Annotated in this window: 12 protein-coding genes and 1 tRNA gene; 6 read left to right on the forward strand and 7 right to left on the reverse strand. The window is 43.9% G+C overall.

The features are described 5' to 3' along the window. Positions 1-4: 4 nt before the first annotated feature. The 3 genes from I2I33_RS04840 to I2I33_RS04850 form a co-directional block, all read right to left on the reverse strand. Positions 5-3,586: a SusC/RagA family TonB-linked outer membrane protein gene (locus I2I33_RS04840; protein ID WP_229128196.1), complete on the reverse strand. Its 3,582-nt coding sequence runs from the start codon at positions 3,584-3,586 to the stop codon at positions 5-7. Between the two features lie 95 nt (positions 3,587-3,681). Further along, the gene (locus tag I2I33_RS04845) at positions 3,682-4,842 is read right to left on the reverse strand and encodes a FecR family protein (protein WP_087419616.1); all 1,161 of its coding nucleotides are present in this window, start codon (positions 4,840-4,842) and stop codon (positions 3,682-3,684) included. A gap of 109 nt (positions 4,843-4,951) precedes the next feature. Beyond that, positions 4,952-5,533: an RNA polymerase sigma factor gene (locus tag I2I33_RS04850; RefSeq protein ID WP_087419615.1), complete on the reverse strand. Its 582-nt coding sequence runs from the start codon at positions 5,531-5,533 to the stop codon at positions 4,952-4,954. Positions 5,534-5,632: 99 nt separating this feature from the next. On the opposite strand from I2I33_RS04850, the gene I2I33_RS04855 reads away from it, so the two are divergent. The 5 genes from I2I33_RS04855 (at position 5,633) to mutL (ending at position 10,240) form a co-directional block, all read left to right on the forward strand. Beyond that, a tRNA-Ala gene (locus tag I2I33_RS04855) sits at positions 5,633-5,706 on the forward strand. Between the two features lie 427 nt (positions 5,707-6,133). Then, positions 6,134-6,844 (forward strand): hypothetical protein, encoded by a 711-nt coding sequence (locus tag I2I33_RS04860; protein ID WP_195666743.1) that lies wholly within the window; start codon positions 6,134-6,136, stop codon positions 6,842-6,844. Positions 6,845-6,932: 88 nt separating this feature from the next. After that, positions 6,933-8,027, forward strand: coding sequence for a YbhN family protein (locus tag I2I33_RS04865; RefSeq protein ID WP_087419613.1), 1,095 nt, complete (start codon positions 6,933-6,935; stop codon positions 8,025-8,027). Between the two features lie 28 nt (positions 8,028-8,055). After that, positions 8,056-8,364 carry a hypothetical protein gene (locus I2I33_RS04870; protein ID WP_087419612.1) on the forward strand — a complete coding sequence of 103 codons (309 nt, stop codon included), beginning with the start codon at positions 8,056-8,058 and terminating at the stop codon, positions 8,362-8,364. A gap of 10 nt (positions 8,365-8,374) precedes the next feature. Beyond that, entirely contained in the window at positions 8,375-10,240 is a 1,866-nt protein-coding gene (gene mutL / locus I2I33_RS04875; RefSeq protein WP_087419611.1) for a DNA mismatch repair endonuclease MutL, read from the forward strand. A 4-nt stretch (positions 10,241-10,244) separates the two neighbouring features. On the opposite strand, the gene I2I33_RS04880 is transcribed toward mutL, so the two are convergent. Continuing rightward, a complete protein-coding gene (locus I2I33_RS04880) occupies positions 10,245-11,591 on the reverse strand; it encodes a TlpA family protein disulfide reductase (protein ID WP_087419610.1) in 1,347 nt (448 codons plus the stop codon). A gap of 153 nt (positions 11,592-11,744) precedes the next feature. On the opposite strand from I2I33_RS04880, the gene I2I33_RS04885 reads away from it, so the two are divergent. Beyond that, complete coding sequence (locus tag I2I33_RS04885; RefSeq protein WP_087419609.1) at positions 11,745-14,027, forward strand: NADP-dependent malic enzyme; 2,283 nt, start codon at positions 11,745-11,747, stop codon at positions 14,025-14,027. A gap of 161 nt (positions 14,028-14,188) precedes the next feature. Here I2I33_RS04885 and rpiB read toward each other — a convergent pair whose 3' ends face one another. From rpiB to I2I33_RS04900, 3 genes are all read right to left on the reverse strand, one after another. Then, entirely contained in the window at positions 14,189-14,620 is a 432-nt protein-coding gene (rpiB, locus tag I2I33_RS04890) for a ribose 5-phosphate isomerase B (protein ID WP_087419608.1), read from the reverse strand. A gap of 143 nt (positions 14,621-14,763) precedes the next feature. Next, positions 14,764-15,453: a response regulator transcription factor gene (locus tag I2I33_RS04895; RefSeq protein WP_027200284.1), complete on the reverse strand. Its 690-nt coding sequence runs from the start codon at positions 15,451-15,453 to the stop codon at positions 14,764-14,766. Positions 15,454-15,509: 56 nt separating this feature from the next. Continuing rightward, positions 15,510-17,054 (reverse strand): sensor histidine kinase, encoded by a 1,545-nt coding sequence (locus I2I33_RS04900; protein ID WP_087419607.1) that lies wholly within the window; start codon positions 17,052-17,054, stop codon positions 15,510-15,512. Between the last annotated feature and the right edge of the window lie 54 nt (positions 17,055-17,108).

The raw sequence follows: 17,108 nt of genomic DNA on the forward strand, positions 1-17,108 counted from the left end.
TACTTTAAAAATTAACGGTTAACCCAATGGTAAACTTCCGCGGTAACGGGTAAGATCCCATAGTGTCAAGCCCATCGAAAATACTGACAATCTCAGGATCAAGCCCGGAATAATTGGTTAGCAGGAACAAATTTTCCATACTTAGGAATACACGTGCACTCGACAAGCCTATTTTTTTCGCTAACTGTTCATGTAAATTATACCCTAATGTGAGTTGCTTCAAACGCAGCATATTTACTTTCTCCAAATTAGTATCATACAGCCCGGTGGTCTGATAATTTAACACTGAATATTTTTGTAAACGAGGGAAAGTATGATTCTGTCCGTCAGCTTCGGTCCACGTATCAAATTTACGCACATCCCCCATAAGAGGGCCGGCAATTGTATTTACGGAAGAATAGGTATATTTATAGGCATTGATAATGTGACGTCCGAGAGAATACGTGAAGAAAATATTCAAATCAAACTGTCTCCATGCGATCTCGTTTATAAATCCGCCATGACCTATTGGGAGCGGACTTTCAGCATAGTACATATCAGCATTCGTAATCACCCCGTCCCCGTTCAAATCCAGAATTTTACGTGTTCCCGGAAAGAATATGCCGTTATTACCCGTATTTAACGGTTTAGGCATTCCGGTTGAACCCGTGTAATAAACCGGGACTTCCTCCATTGTATCATAGAACCCGTCCGTTTTGTATACCCGAATCCGGTACAAGGGTTTACCCAAAACATTCTTGTCATAATCATACCCGTCGGCACTCTTTTTAAAGCGATTCCAGTTACGGGAAAAATTAAACTTCATACGCCAGGTAACAGGTGTCGTCCTGAGAATATCTGCCGTCAACTCCAACTCTATACCGGAATTCGTTACCCCTAAAGCATTTTGCCATTGAAAAGTATGGAAATATACATCCCCGGGAAGTTCCGCCTGGTTCAATTGCCCTTTCGTGTACCGATAGTAATAATCCAATGTAAATTTAAATCTGTAATCGAATAGACTCATATCCAAACCGACATCATATTGGCTTGTTTCTTCCCAAGTCAACTTTCGATTTATCGTACCTCCTTGCGTATCCGGTTCAACTCCTGCCACGCCAAAAAAAGTATTTGATGAAGACTGCATCAATCCATGAGCCAAATAAGGTTGACTGAATTTCTGTCCGGATTTTCCCCAACTGGCCCTCACCTTACCAAAGCTTAACCAATAGAACTGATCCATAAATGATTCTTCGGAAAAAGCCCATCCCGCAGCAAAAGAAGGGAAAGTTGCCCAACGTACTTTTTCCCCGAAAACAGAGGAACCATCCCGCCGCAAGGTTGTCTCGAACATGTATTTTTCCTTGTAATTATAAGTCAAACGTCCGAAATAGCTATTCATCCTTTCTTCCGTAAAATCAGAGGCATACGAAAAAGCTGACTGGTAGACCGCATTTTCAGAAGTTGAACTGGCCCCATTATTCAAACCGTTGGAATCACCCCATTTCCCATCCACGTAATGCACGTAATCATTCGGGCCATTTTCAGCACCCCCGCTATTCAAATAAAATTGGTCCTTCTGAAAGGACAACCCCAACAATATATCGAAATTATGAGTCTGTTTCACGCTAAACGAGTATTTCAATAAATTCTCATTCAGCAAGGAAATATTACGTCCGATACTTCCCGTTGAAGAAGACCAATGTTTATATTTATCCAACGTACTGGGAGTAAACGTATTTTCATTCTGTTGACTGTAATCAACACCTCCGGACACCCGTAAGTGCAGGTTACGGATAATCTCGTAATCCATCACTAGATTATACCTTGCCGAATAACCATGGTCTTTTTGAGAAACACTATTAATGGACTCGCCCATTTCCGATTTAATATACATTTCCCCAGGTGTCAGTGAAGATTCTATCATCGGATTCACAGACATCGCTTCGATCTTAGCCCCTCCGCTATTCTGTCCCCGGCTCCGGTCCGTATAAGAAAGTGAGATCTGATTATCCAAAGTAAGGCGTTTTGTAGGAGTCACCGAGATATTTGTCAACACATTTATTCGCTGGTAATCACTATTATGCATGATACCTTCTTCCTTGTAGTAACCGGCACCAATCATATAATTCATTTTATCATTACCCCCACTGGCTTGTATATTGGCATTATAAACACTAGCCGTACGGTAGGCATACCGCCACCAATCCGTGGAATTATTAAAGAATGCATTCAAACTATCCTGCAAGATCAATGAAGAATTCGCCGCAGAAGCCGTTCCCCAAAACCAATCATATTCCGGTTGGTTCGTATCGGAAGTTCCAAACCTGTATACTTCCTCGTAAGAAGCCGGTATTTTCCAAGTCCCATCTTTCGCCTGATAAGGGGTTACGGTATTCCTCAATCCTTGAATATTATACAAACGTTCCAACTGTCCCCCGCTCTGTTTCGGGGTTTCAGGCAACCACGAAGCCGAATAGGATACATTTGCCGTAAAACGGGCCTGTCCGCTCCGCCCTTTTTTCGTAGTAATCAGAATAACACCATTTCCCGCACGGGAACCGTAAATAGCCGCCGAGGCAGCATCCTTCAACACTTCGATAGACTCGATCATAGAGGGATCAAGGTCTGACAATGTATTTGTTCCCGTGATCGGGGAGGTAAATGCCTGCATGGGAACCCCGTCAATCACGTACAAAGGAGTTCCATAGGCCCTGTCTTGACCTTCCGAACCACTACTCGCACCATCCCCGGCAAAAAAGGAATTATATCCCCGAATGGCAACAATGGAACCGCCACCACCCGGAGAACCGGAAATGTTATTGACTTCCACACCTGCCATGTGTCCTTGTAAAAGATTCTCCAAACTATGCGTCGGAAGCTCCTTTATATCATCCGCTTTCACAGAAGACACCGCACTAACTAACGTCCGCTTCTTTTGGGAACCGTAAGCAATCACTTGAACTTCCTCCAATCCGGTCACATCCTCTTGCAGCACCACCCGGATCGTGTCCTTCGTGTTCTCCGTAAAATTTATGGTTTGAGATTTAAAACCAACAAACGAGAATTCGAGGCTCCCCTTCGTGATCGGCAAACGCAACACGAATTGTCCGGCATTATTCGTCGCCGTACCCACAGTGGTATTTGCCACTTTCACCGTCACCCCCGGCAAAAGTTGTTTCTTCACATCCGTCACCACTCCCGTCACGACAAAACCACTTCGCTGCCCGTCACCTGTCACGGCAACGAACGGACGAACAATCACCACATTTTCCTCGATCTCGAAACGGTAATCTTTACCAAAGACCAAAGGCAAGACTTCTTTTAACGTCATGTTGGAAATGCTCACCGAGACATTACGACTCACGTTTACCTCTCGGTTACTGAAAAGGAAATCCTTCCCTGTTTGCTTTTTCAACTCTTTCACCACCTCCCCCAGAGGTACCTCTTTCACGTGAAGGGTCACTTTCCTATCCTGCGCAAACAATGGATTCCAAGCCACGGATAAGCCACAGAACAACAAAATCAGTAACACTCTTGCACTTACCAAAATGGACGGACATAGTAGCCGATACGCATTTTGTTGCATCGTTCGATTTTTTTCCATAATTTTGTATTAATAGTTTAACATGACTAACCTTGAATCCAACTCTAGGCTAGTCGAATTATCAAGACGGTATCTGTGCGAACAGATGCCGTTTTTTATAACAAGACATTCACTGTTACCGTCCGGCCGGAAACCGTAAAGCAAACATCCGTAGTTTTTTCAATCATATCCAATGTCTGCCGAATAGTATTATCTCGCCAGATGGCTCCCGTAAATTCATAGGATTTCAGCTCTTCGTTTACCCAAAACACTTGCAAATCGTACCAACGTCCCAGTTGAATCAAAATTTCTTCCAAAGGCATCTTCTCGAAATAAAATCGACCGTTAATCCAGCTAATGAAATCTTCCGGGTTTACCTCTTTCACGTTAATCCCCGCACCGGAAAGAGCTGCCTGTTGATTCGGTAGCAACACGACCGTCGAATCCGTCTGTAAATCAGCCACCCTAACTTTCCCCAGTACCAACGTCGCAAAGATTTCAGCATTCTCCGGATAAGCATTAACATTAAATTCTGTTCCCAAGACTTCGATTATCGCATCACCATGCACATCCACCCGGAAAGGTCTTGATGTGTCACGTTCCACCTCAAAATAGGCTTCACCTTTCAAAAATACTTTTCGCTCATTCCCAACAAATTTCACCGGGAATCTTAATTCTGAATCCGCATTCAACCGCACCCGGGTCCCGTCATTCAACTCCACCGTGTACTCCCCACCCCGAGGAACGACTATTTTATGATAGGATAATTCCTCCACCTCTTCTTGCACAGTATTATATACCAATTTTCCCAATGTATCCACGGCTAAAGGCTGCCCGTCATCTTGTCGGATCGTATCCACATGTGGAGTTGATAAATCCACTTTCGTCCCTCCTTCCAGCACCAGATAAACCTTGTGCATATCCGTGGAATCCATCACCCCGACAACTGCAACATTCATTGGAGGCAATTCCTTTTCTTGATGTAACCAAAATAACAGGAGTACTGATAATGGTAATACTAATATCGCTGCATACCGGATAATCTGAAACAAATGCAGCCTTTTTACTTTCTGTTGCAGACTTTCCTGTACCTTATCCCAAATTCTTCCCCGGTTCACCCCGACATGCATAGTCCTCATCCTTAACAGTTCTTCCTTCACGTGAGCATACTCGTCCTTCCCTAGCTCTACCCGCAACTCATCCCAATTCACAGTTTCGCCTCTCGTCAGAAAACGTCTCAAGATTTTTCCTATATGATCTATTCTCTCTGTTTCCATTTTTCTCGTTTTACACTTTACTAACAAGATTGGAAACAAATCGAGTGAAAGAAAAAAATTATTTTTTCAAATAAAATGAATTTTATTTTTTAAATAGATATAAAAGTCCTTATTTCAGCAATATACTCAATAATACAAATAACGTATTCTTCGGAAGATTCAAGTCTGACCTTACCTTTTTATAACCAAAACGTACCTGCGTTTTCACCGTGTTTACCGTAACCCCTAATTTATCTGCCACTTCCTGGTACTTTAATCCTTCCACGCAACTCAACACGAAAATCTCCCGGCATTTTTCCGGTAAACGATCTATCGCACCCAATAACTGGCATCTCAATTCTTCCAACGCATCATCATTCTCCCAATCAAACACTTCCGTCTCTCCATTCAGCATTTCCCGCCTGTAACGGTCCTCAACCCGTTCCCGAATTTTTTGATTGATACAAGAATTTCTCACCGTCCGTTGTAAATAACCGTAAATTGATTCCGAATAAGTGATTTTTTTCCGCATGGTCCAAAAACGCACGAACGCCTCCTGTACCAAATCCTCGGCCGAATCCGAATCCCGACAATATCCCAAGGCATAAGCGTATAGCATATCCACGTACGTCTTGAAAAAATATTCAAACGCCCGCCGATTCCCCTGCTGCATTTGCAAAAAGAATTTCGATTCGTTATCAAAATTGGTCATGTTACGCCGATTTACCTGGCAAATATAAGAATAATCAACAAAATCACACCTTAACCATTTCCTATTTTCAAATATTTATCTATATTTGCAATCGCAAATGGGGAATTAGCTCAGTTGGCTAGAGCGTTTGAATGGCATTCAAAAGGTCGTCGGTTCGATTCCGATATTCTCCACGAATACCACCTAAAGCATTGAATTTCAATGCTTTAAATTTTAAAGAGTGTTTTCGGTTTTTTCGGGGCTTTTTTTAGGTTTTGGAACGGCTTAAAAAAACAAGGAAAAGTGGAGTGCAAATACTCAAATTTTTATTTCAAAACTATTTCTCTACCCCTCCATCCCCAAACCAACACTTACATCTGTCTCTTTATGTTGTCGTCAACTCTCCGTGTTCCCTTCGTTCCTATAGAAACTGACTTCATCGAAAGGATAACGAAGAGATAACGACAAGACGCAAGAGTAGCCATACCGAGGGTAAGACTTCACCCGGAAGATTACAAATCCTAGAAACGGGTAGGAACAATTTTAGCATTTCAGCAAAAAAATCCAATTTGGCATAAATTATGTTGCATAAATCATCACTAAACCTAAAAATACAACATAATGGAAGTTATTGCAGCACGTACGATGAACGCACTTTACATGTACCTTGATGTCGCGTTCCTACTTTTCTTAGGTGCAACCTTAGTTTACACGAAAAGATATTTGGCAATCATTGTCGGATTACTGGCCGGAATCCTGTATTTCATTGTTGACTATGGTTATTTTTACCTGTATTTAGGCACGAGAAGTGTGGAAGGAGCCGATCCGTTCTGTTTTCTCCTGTGGTTAAGCATGAGTTATGGTTTCACGAATTTCGTATGGATATGGCTCTGGCTCGACCGGGACAAACGGGCATTGGAATGGTCCATCTTGATTATCGCCTCTTGGTTTACCACCTCGTTACTAAGCCAAAGTTTCGGGGGTAATTTCGCCCCGATCGCCATTTCAAGGGGTACGGGAGCCTACCATGGTATCATGGCCCTCATTCTCTTCGTCGGATATGCTATTCTTTGTATTCATAACATCAGAACAACGGACGAAACCCGAAAGATTAACATACCGTGGATTCTTGCCATCGGGATTCTAGTACAATTCGCATGGGAATTCGTACTACTGGTCACGGGAATCCGTAACCCGAGTTTCATGACCATCGTGGTTAACTCCCTTCTCGAAACCAACTTGGGACTACCTTACATGTACTTCATTCACTGGGCTGTAAGTAAACGATACCACGAAAATCTCTCCCGTCGTGAAAAAATCATCGTAGCCTAATTAACCACTCTTTCCTGAAAAAAAGGACGACGAGTTTAACACGTTGTCCTTTTTTTCGTAAATTAGCCACAAATAAAAACCGGAGTTTATGGAACAGGAGCGCCAAGAAGAGAACCAGAAACTGACAAAAAAAATCAGCCCGTATAAAATCATATACCCCATCATTATCGGGTTGGCCGTGGTCTCTTACATGTTATATAAAGAATTCGATCCCAAAGCATTTGACATGATCACCTTTACATGGAACACCGTGTTCTGGTTATTCGTTGCCGTCCTGTGTATGGCCATCCGGGATTTCGGGTATATTATCCGGATCAAAATACTGTCCGGCGGGAAACTAAACTGGATTCAGTCCATCCGGGTCATATTCCTCTGGGAATTCACCTCGGCCGTAACTCCCTCCGCCATCGGGGGAACCAGCCTGGCGATCCTTTTCGTGCATAAAGAAGGAATCGGAGTCGGGAAAAGTTCCGCCATGGTCATGGCAACCTCCTTTCTTGACGAATTGTACTTCATCATCATGTTTCCACTCATACTGCTGTTCGTCAACCATCAGGCACTGTGGGAAATGCCGGATACCACGAAAGCAGTGGCCGACGGGTTAATTCTCGTGGCCGTTATCGGGTATAGCGTGAAACTTGCCTACCTTCTCGTGTTAAGCTACGGGTTATTCAAGAATCCTCGGGGCTTGAAATGGCTGATCATGAAATTATTCCGGTGGCGCATTCTCCGCAAATGGCGTCATGATGCCAACGAGGCCGGAACCGATATTATCCGGAATTCCCACGAATTAAGAAGTATGCCGTTCTCCTTCTGGCTAAAAACATTCGGAGCGACTTTCTTCTCGTGGACAGCACGTTACTGGGTGGTAAACGCCATCCTCGTGGCTTTTTGGTTCGGACGTTATGATTGGGCGCAACATTTTCTTATCTTTGCACGACAACTCGTCATGTGGATCATGATGCTGGTAAGCCCGACACCAGGTGGTAGCGGTTTTGCGGAATTTGTCTTCTCCAAGTACCTCGGAGAATTTCTTCCGAGCGCCGGGGTTGCCATAGCGATGGCCATTTTATGGAGGCTCATCAGCTACTACCCTTACCTGTTTATCGGGGCATTTATCGTACCGAAATGGATTGCCCGTAGTTTTGGCAAGACATCGAAGAAAACGAAAACGAACAATTAAAGATTTAACGTGCTAAGGAATAAAAACCATGAGACTATTTAAACAACCGGAACACCGTCGTTTCAACTTAAAACCCCGCTACTGGGACCCGGAAGCAGAAGCCAGAAAAGAACGGGAAAAACGTATTCGTGCAGAATTAGGGTTAGCGGAAGATGGGGATGAATATATTCCCGATGTCAAGGCCAGTCTTCAAAAAGAATACGCCAAACGTAAAAATGAACGTCTCGGAGGAGGTCTTGGTTACTCGACCCGTATCTTCATGATTCTTATTATCATACTGATCGGGATCTTCTATTTGGCAACGTACAAGATCGATCTCATCATGAAATTATTCTAAGGATTCCGGTATGGCAGACGTAATTCAATTATTACCTGACTCGGTAGCGAACCAGATTGCGGCAGGAGAGGTCGTGCAACGTCCGGCCTCCGTGGTGAAGGAATTAATGGAAAATTCCCTTGATGCCGGGGCAACAAAAGTACAAGTTATCCTAAAGAACGCAGGCAAAGGATTCATCCAGGTCATTGACGACGGGAAAGGAATGTCCCCGAGAGATTCCCGCATGGCTTTTGAACGTCATGCCACATCCAAAATATCCTGTGCGCAGGACTTGTTCAACATCCGCACGATGGGATTCCGCGGAGAGGCCCTTGCATCGATTGCATCCGTGGCAGAGGTGGAATTACGTACAAAACGGGAAGAGGACGAGCTAGGAACCTATCTCTTCGTGGCCGATTCTGAATTAAAAAACCAAGAAAATATCAATTGTTCCCGGGGAACAAATATGCTGGTTAAAAACCTGTTCTACACGATTCCCGCTCGGCGAAAATTTCTGAAATCGGACACCACGGAACTCCGTAATATTACCACGGAATTCTTACGGGTAGCCCTCACTGCCCCGGATATCGCATTCACGCTCGTCAACAACGGGAATGAAATATACAACCTGCCCGCATCCGGCTTGCGCCAGCGCATTGTAAATGCCTTCGGGAAAACGATTAATACAAAACTACTCCCGGTTAATTGCGAAACGGGAATCGTCACCATCAATGGTTTCGTGTGCATCCCCCAGCACGCCCGGAAAACTTACGGGGAACAGTATTTTTTCGTGAACAACCGGTTCATGAAACATAACTTTTTCCATAAAGCAATCACGGAAGCCTATGCCGGACTGATTAGCGGGGACATGATCCCCTCGTATTTCCTTTATTTCACGGTGGACCCTTCCATCATAGATGTGAACATCCACCCGACAAAGACGGAGATCAAATTTCAAGACGAGAGTGCTATATTCCAAATTATACTGGCCAGCGTGAAAGAGGCCTTGGGCAAATTCAACGTAACCCCGACAATCGACTTTGACACGGAAGACAAGGTTGACTTCACGGTTCCCGACTCTCCGATTCTCCCGAAGGTTCCCAAGGTCAGTTATAACCCCCATTACAACCCGTTCAACTATTCCACCTCGATCTCGAAAGAAGATTCAAACTTCGAACAGTCAGGCGGTAATAGTTCACGCCAGAGCTTCGAACCCCGGCACAAGGAACAAGTTCCCGCAAACTGGGATGCACTCTTCGCCGGATTGGAAGATAAAACCGAAGAAGTACAAACTGAAATCCCCGAAATGGCAGAGAAACAGGAGGACCACGAAGGAATCATCTCTTTCGTGCAAATGAAAGGCAGATTCATTGTCACGCCCGTTCATTCCGGGTTGATGTTCATTGATCAGAAACGGGCGCACGAACGGGTGCTATACGAACGTTACCTGGAAACCTTGTCACACCAACAAATCTGCGGACAAAAAAGCCTGTTCCCCGAAACTCTGGAACTCTCGGCTGAAGATTTTCTACTCGTAAAAGAAATCATGGACGATCTGGCCATGTTAGGCTTTGAACTCGGAGAATTCGGAAAGAATTGCTACGCCATCTACGCCACCCCGTCCGACTTGTCGACTTCTCGCGGAAAAGAAGTGCTTATCAGCCTGATTGAACATTACAAGAACACGGAAGGTTCAATCAGGGATAAAATGAGGGAACGCATAGCCCTGTCGCTCGCTAAGGCGGCATCGCTGGATTACAATACCCCACTGGACAGACAGGAAATGAGCAATCTGTTCGACAACTTGTTCGCCTGCCAGCATCCCAATTACACGGCTGACGGCAAGACAATCATCCACATTCTAAAAAATGAGGACGTGACCCAGTGGTTTAAATAAAAAACTATTTTTCTTTCAGATAAGCCCGCAACGTTTTCGCTGTTTCGGGATCAGAAGGTCGTGACATATCCGAGTTGATAATACGTCCATCCGGAGCGATCAAAATAAAACGAGGGATTCCGCGAATCATGTAAAAATCCATGAAAGAACGGTCACTCCCCATGTATAATTGTACTTCTCCCTTGGGATTCTCTCGCACCCGCTTTTCCCAGACTGCACGGTCATTATCACAAGAAACAGCCACGAACACGATATTTTCATCTTCAAACTCTTTCTCCAGTTTCTCCCAAGCCAGATTTTCATAGCGACAAGGAACACCCCAAGTAGTCCACACGTTGATGAACAAGTATTTTCCCCTGAAATCTTCCAATTCGACGGCTTGCCCGGCAATATCCGTAAACATAAAATCAAAAGCAGGACTACCGGGGACAATTTTCGCACAACGATCATAAATCTCTTGAAACCGTTTCCGCAATGCCGGGTCCTTCACGTAAAAATCATACACCCGCAAGACATCATCAATATGCTCGTCAATTCCCACACCAAGCAAATAAGCATAAGCGTAATGATCGATCAGGAACTCCACCAGCGTCTCGTTCGTCAAATGGTGGATCACGTAATCAAACTGTGCCATCACTTGCTTGTAGGCATCCAGCTCCTTCATGTGGTACGTACTGATCAACGAAACCAAGGAGGCCATTCCTTCCTGGTACTCCTTCAGAACCAACAACTTCTCATCTTCCTTGATCAATTTTTTGATACAGGAAAGATAAGCGGTATCCGGCTGATAATCCGTGTTTCCCGTACTCCAAGCATGATACAAAGGGTAATTTTCCAACGCTTTATAAGTGGAAAACTTGATCCGGTTCCGTTCCATCTCAGTAAAAGCGGCATCGAAACCCATGGTATCCAGATAATGAAACTGCTCTTGAATCAAGTCTTTCAACTGGCCTAAAAACTCCGGGGCATTCAGTTCATAATCGACAGACAGATTCTTCATGACCTGACTATTCAAATAATTATTCTTGGGAGAGCCGTCTCCTTCAAAACGGATATTCCCTTTAGCATGGTCCCCGTAAATATATATTTGCAATGTCGTTCCGTCTTCAATAAACAAAGGAAGACGATCCTTTCCATATTTTAACGTTGCGTATCCGCGTTCGCCCCCTGTCAGCATCAATTTGGCATAGCCGGAGTCATCCACTTCAATTTCCCGTTCCTCCCCGTTAACCATCAGCTCCGGCTGTATCCCTGAAGACCCGATAAGATTAAACTCCACAACCGTTTTCCGGGTATTACAACACCACATCAATAATATCAAGATCAATATTATGCCTCCAAATTTTCCCATTATCTAACGCACCAATGTTACAATTTGCTAAATTAATTATAAATTCTTTTAACCCGAGTTAATGTCCTGACTTTAACTTTTTATTAACGTATCATACCTTGTTATTTAAATCAAGTCCAAATAGCTTTACACACGCTTAAAATGACTAAAAATATGAACAACATGGATAAAAAACAGGCCCTGCATTACCACGCAATGGGACGTCCCGGAAAGATTGAAGTCGTTCCGACAAAACCACATAGTACACAATATGATCTTTCACTGGCCTATTCTCCAGGGGTAGCGGAACCCTGCCTGGAAATCCAGAAAAATCAAATTGATGCCTACAAATATACAGCCAAGAGCAACCTGGTAGCCGTGATTTCAAACGGGACAGCCGTACTCGGACTAGGAGATATTGGTGCCTTGTCCGGCAAACCCGTCATGGAAGGGAAAGGATTATTGTTTAAAATATTCGCGGACATCGACGTGTTTGACATCGAACTCGACACGAAAGACGTGGATAAATTCATCGAAACGGTTAAAATGATCTCCCCGACTTTCGGGGGAATAAACCTGGAAGATATTAAAGCACCCGAATGTTTCGAAATCGAACGCCGGCTCAAAGAAGAACTGGATATTCCCGTGATGCACGATGACCAACACGGGACAGCCATTATTTCAGCTGCCGGGTTATTAAATGCCCTCGAACTCAACGGGAAAAAAATTGATACCATTCGTGTCGTGGTCAACGGGGCCGGAGCCGCGGCCATTTCCTGCGCCCGCCTTTATAAAGCATTGGGTGTGAAGAAAGAAAACATGACCATGTGCGACAGCAAAGGAGTTATCTACACGGGAAGAGCCGGCCTCAACACAGAGAAAGAAGAATTTGCCGTTGAGACCTCTGCCCGTACACTAACCGAAGCTCTCGTTGGAGCTGATATGTTTTTAGGTCTTTCTGTCGCTGATATATTGAGCGAAGAAATGATTCAAAGCATGGCCAAAGACCCGATCGTATTCGCCCTTGCTAACCCGAATCCGGAAATCGGCTATGAAAAAGCCATTCACAGCCGCCCGGACATTATTTTCGCCACGGGACGTTCGGACTACCCGAACCAGATCAACAATGTACTCGGATTCCCGTATATCTTCCGGGGAGCATTGGATGTGCAAGCCCGGAGCATAAACGAGGAGATGAAACTTGCCGCCACTTACGCGCTGGCTGAATTGACGAAAGAACCCGTTCCCGAAAACGTGAAAATGGCATACAATGACCCGTCCATCGCTTTCGGCAGGAATTATATCATTCCCAAACCTTTGGACACCCGTCTGATCAGTCGCATCGCCCCTGCCGTGGCAAAAGCCGCCATCGAATCGGGAGTTGCCCGCACGGAGATCGAAAACTGGGATGCCTACCGGGATCAATTGGAAAAACGTATGGGCCAAGACGAAAGACTCATGCGCCGAATGACCCGCAAAGCCAAAACTAATCCCAAACGAATCGTGTTTGCGGAAGGAGCTGACATCAAAACCCTGATGGCTGTACAGGAGATTCTTTCCGAAAAGATCGCTTATCCCGTACTCATCGGCAACAAAACCGAAATCGAAACTCTCCAAAAACAATATAAATTAGAGTTACCCGAACTAACCATTTTCGACCCGGCAAAAGAGATCAATAAAATAGATCAATACACTCAGGCTTATTACGAAAAAAGACAAAGAAAAGGGGTTATTCTGGAACAAGCCAAAGAATTAATGAAAAACCCGAATTTCATCGGTTTAATGATGGTTGAATCAGGAGAGGCAGACGGTTTTATTTCCGGGATTCACTCTAATTACCACGATGTACTCCGGGCTGCCAAAGACATCATCGGCCTAAGAGCTTGTTGCAAATATGCCGTAGGTATGCACATCGTGACCAATAAAAAAGGTACTTATTTCCTAGCCGACACGACAGTCAACAGTCATCCGTCAGCCGACACACTGGAATGCGTGACCGTCCTGACCTACGAGGCTGTAAAACAATTCAACGTGGAACCAATTGTCGCCCTCACCTCATACTCCAATTTCGGGGAATACCGCTTGGGTAGCCCGGCACAGATACAAGAGGCTGTTGACACGCTTCATCGTAAATACCCCGAAATCCTGGTTGACGGCGAAATGTCTGCATCCATCGCATTCAATACCGAATTGCGACAAGCACGTTTCCCGTTCTCCCCACTGGCAGACAAGGACGTGAACACGATTATCTTCCCAAACCTTAGTTCCGGAAGTATAGCCTTGGGTGTGTTGCAAGAACTAGGAAACAACGAAATCATCGGACCCGTTTTACTTGGTTTGAATAAACCCGTACATATTTTACAAATGGGATGTAGCGTGAGAGACATTGTTTACATGACCACCTTGGCCGTGACGGACGCACAGAAAGAAATGCCGGTGGATATGTGCCGAATCTGACGTTCGGAGTTCATAAAGTTATAAGGTTTATAAGGTCTATAAAGTAACGGGTGTCCTTCGGACAATGATTTAACGGCAGCTCAAGCTGTCATAGACAAAGCGCCCCTCGGGGGACCAAGAACTTTATAGACCTTATAAACTTTATGAACCTTCCAACCCTTTTATTTTACCGGAATCTTCTCCACCCTTCTTTGGTGGCGACCACCTTCAAAATCTGTTGACAAAAAAACGTCTACCACATTTTGAGCTTCCTCGTAAGCAATAAAACGAGCAGGCAATCCAACCACGTTCGCATTATTATGCTGACGAGCCAAAGCTGCAAGTTCCATGTTCCAGCACAAAGCACAACGAATACCCTGATGCTTATTGGCGGTCATGGAAATGCCGTTACCACTTCCGCAAATGGCAATTCCTCTTTCATATTCACCAGCCTCCACGGCCGCAGCCATCGGATGAGCTGTATCCGGATAGTCCATACTCTCGGCAGAATAAGCACCGAAATCCTTTACTTCATGACCTTTTTCCCGAAGGTATTTTACCAACCGTTCCTTGTACTCGTAACCGGCATGGTCACATGCTATCGCTATTTTCATCTCTTTAAAATTATTGTCCTTAACTATAAAACAAAAGTTGACTTGTTATCGTTTGCAAGTTTACATAGAAACTTTTTAACTTGCAACTTGAAACCTGTCAACTTCCAACAAAAAAGGGACTCTTCCGAATCCCCTTTTTATCATCAAAGAATCAATTTATATCCTTTTCCGTGAACATTGATAATTTCCACCGACGGATCTTTCTTCAAATGTTTACGTAACTTCGTGATATAAACATCCATACTTCTGGCATTAAAGTAATTGTCGTCAGCCCAGATATTCTTCAAAGCGTAGTTTCTCTCCAATACCTTGTTTACATTCAAGCACAACAGACGAAGTAACTCAGACTCTTTCGTGGTCAATTTTTGTTCTTCTTCCCCGTCAAACAAGGTTTGTTTCTTAGAATTGAATGTTAACTTACCAATCTTGAAGATCTCTTGTTCGTCTTCCGGTTTCAACCCGGTTGATCTTCTCAAGACAGCCTCGATACGAAGCAACAACTCTTCCATACTGAAAGGTTTGCTCATATAATCATCGGCTCCTAACTTGAATCCTTCCAACACATCTTCTTTCATCGACTTAGCCGTCAAGAAAATAATCGGAATTTCGCTATTGATCTGTCTAACTTCTTTCGCAAGCGTAAAACCATCTTTTTTAGGCATCATCACGTCGAAAATGCAAATGTCAAACGGTTCGTTCAAAAACCTTTCATATGCAATCTCTCCATCCTCACATAAAACGGTCTCAAAACCTTTAGCTCTCAAATATTCTTTAAGAAGCATACCCAAGTTGGTATCATCCTCTGCCAATAAAATTTTAATTTTCTCATCCATAGCTATGTTGTTTTAAATAATTCTCATTTTTTAATTCTCTGTAAAAATATACGAATTTAGAAAAATAAGGTTCTCTTTATTTTTTGCTTTTTTACGGTTAAAGGTAAAATGATGTCAAAACAACTACCTTTTTCAAGGGAGCTTTCCACGTCTATCCTTCCACCATGAGCCTCAACGATTTTCTTCACATATGATAGTCCCAAGCCGAATCCCTTCACGTCATGCAAATTCCCCGTGGACACACGATAGAATCTTTCGAAGATCAACTTCTGATCTTTCTTAGCAATTCCTATGCCATTATCAATGACACTTATTATAATTTCTTTATCTTTATTACGAGTATAAATGGTAATTTCTGGTGGTTTTACACAATATTTTATCGCGTTATCCACGAGATTGGAAATCACGTTTGTCACATGCACCTCATCCGCAAGCACTTCATCTTGATCCGCCTCAAGATAAGCGGAGAACTTACCCCCTTTATCCTCCACACGTAAGCTAAATTTAGGCAATAAATCTTCAATCAACTGATTAATATTTATATTCTTTAGCTTTAGTTTCATCCGGGTTTCCGTGAACAAGGCCGTTTGCAACACCCGTTCCACCTGGAAAGTTAAACGTTTACTCTCATCCCGGATAATCGTGGCCACCCGGTCAATGGTCTCCGGGGTATTCGTCACCGCCCCGTCCTTCAACATCTGGGATGCCAAAGAAATTGTCGCAATCGGGGTTTTGAACTCGTGCGTCATATTATTAATAAAGTCATTCTTGATAACCGACAACTTTTTTTGCCGGACGATAACGATCAAACAGAACACGGCACAAAACACGATAGCAATCGTGATCAGCACCCCGGGCAGAACCATCCACACGGAACCTGCCGTATCGGACGATGCATCCGGGAACTTCAGATACAGGATAGCCGATGAGCTTTCACCCGGGAATATCTTCCGGCTAAGCGTCACATCATCCGAGACATGACTTAAAAAATTCTTGGAGGTCAAAATAAATTTACCATTTTCCTTGATACCGAATTCAAAACGGGAACGGATTCCAGCGTCTGTCAGCGTGTTACCGATAAAACCGTATAGATTATTCAAATCCACCCGCCCCTCGATCACGTGTTTATCCTCTTTCCCTTCCGGTACAAACCTGTAGTTTTCCCCGGTCCGTTCCTTCATGGCTTGTTGCAACTTGGAGATAGAAGTGGCCAAATTATCCTCCTTGAACTTACTTCCCACAAATTCACTGACATCCTTCACCTCCGAATCATCATCAATCAAATTAAGCATAGAATTGGCAACTGCCGACGGGTCATTTTTCACGGCAATCGGACGTTTCGGATCAATATAGATCGGGGCATCAATCTCCACTCCCCGACGTCTGACCTCAGACAGATTCCTATTTTCAGAAAGCCTACCCGCCTCTTCCTGCTTACGGATATAATCGACCATATCATCCATAGCCCGGTTAGCCGAGTAGAAGAATTGCTCCTTCTTCACCTCGTAAGCCGTTTGGAAATAACTGGTCTGGAGAATAATCAATCCCAGCAAGGATATACCAAACACAATTCCTAATATGATTATCTGTTGCTTTCTCATACACGCAAATTTAACAAATCCATTTTAACAATTGACAGGCTTAATACTATTTAA

This window comes from Butyricimonas sp. BSD2780061689_150309_C8 (assembly GCF_015560935.1).
Classification (GTDB): domain Bacteria; phylum Bacteroidota; class Bacteroidia; order Bacteroidales; family Marinifilaceae; genus Butyricimonas; species Butyricimonas paravirosa.

Coding starts and splice junctions, on each gene's coding strand:
- I2I33_RS04885 (WP_087419609.1), top strand. CDS start 11,745: ATGAACAACATGGATAAAAAACAGGCCCTGCATTACCACGCAATGGGA.
- I2I33_RS04845 (WP_087419616.1), bottom strand. CDS start 4,842: ATGGAAACAGAGAGAATAGATCATATAGGAAAAATCTTGAGACGTTTT.
- mutL (WP_087419611.1), top strand. CDS start 8,375: ATGGCAGACGTAATTCAATTATTACCTGACTCGGTAGCGAACCAGATT.
- I2I33_RS04895 (WP_027200284.1), bottom strand. CDS start 15,453: ATGGATGAGAAAATTAAAATTTTATTGGCAGAGGATGATACCAACTTG.
- I2I33_RS04865 (WP_087419613.1), top strand. CDS start 6,933: ATGGAACAGGAGCGCCAAGAAGAGAACCAGAAACTGACAAAAAAAATC.
- I2I33_RS04870 (WP_087419612.1), top strand. CDS start 8,056: ATGAGACTATTTAAACAACCGGAACACCGTCGTTTCAACTTAAAACCC.
- I2I33_RS04900 (WP_087419607.1), bottom strand. CDS start 17,054: ATGAGAAAGCAACAGATAATCATATTAGGAATTGTGTTTGGTATATCC.
- rpiB (WP_087419608.1), bottom strand. CDS start 14,620: ATGAAAATAGCGATAGCATGTGACCATGCCGGTTACGAGTACAAGGAA.
- I2I33_RS04840 (WP_229128196.1), bottom strand. CDS start 3,586: ATGGAAAAAAATCGAACGATGCAACAAAATGCGTATCGGCTACTATGT.
- I2I33_RS04850 (WP_087419615.1), bottom strand. CDS start 5,533: ATGACCAATTTTGATAACGAATCGAAATTCTTTTTGCAAATGCAGCAG.
- I2I33_RS04880 (WP_087419610.1), bottom strand. CDS start 11,591: ATGGGAAAATTTGGAGGCATAATATTGATCTTGATATTATTGATGTGG.
- I2I33_RS04860 (WP_195666743.1), top strand. CDS start 6,134: ATGGAAGTTATTGCAGCACGTACGATGAACGCACTTTACATGTACCTT.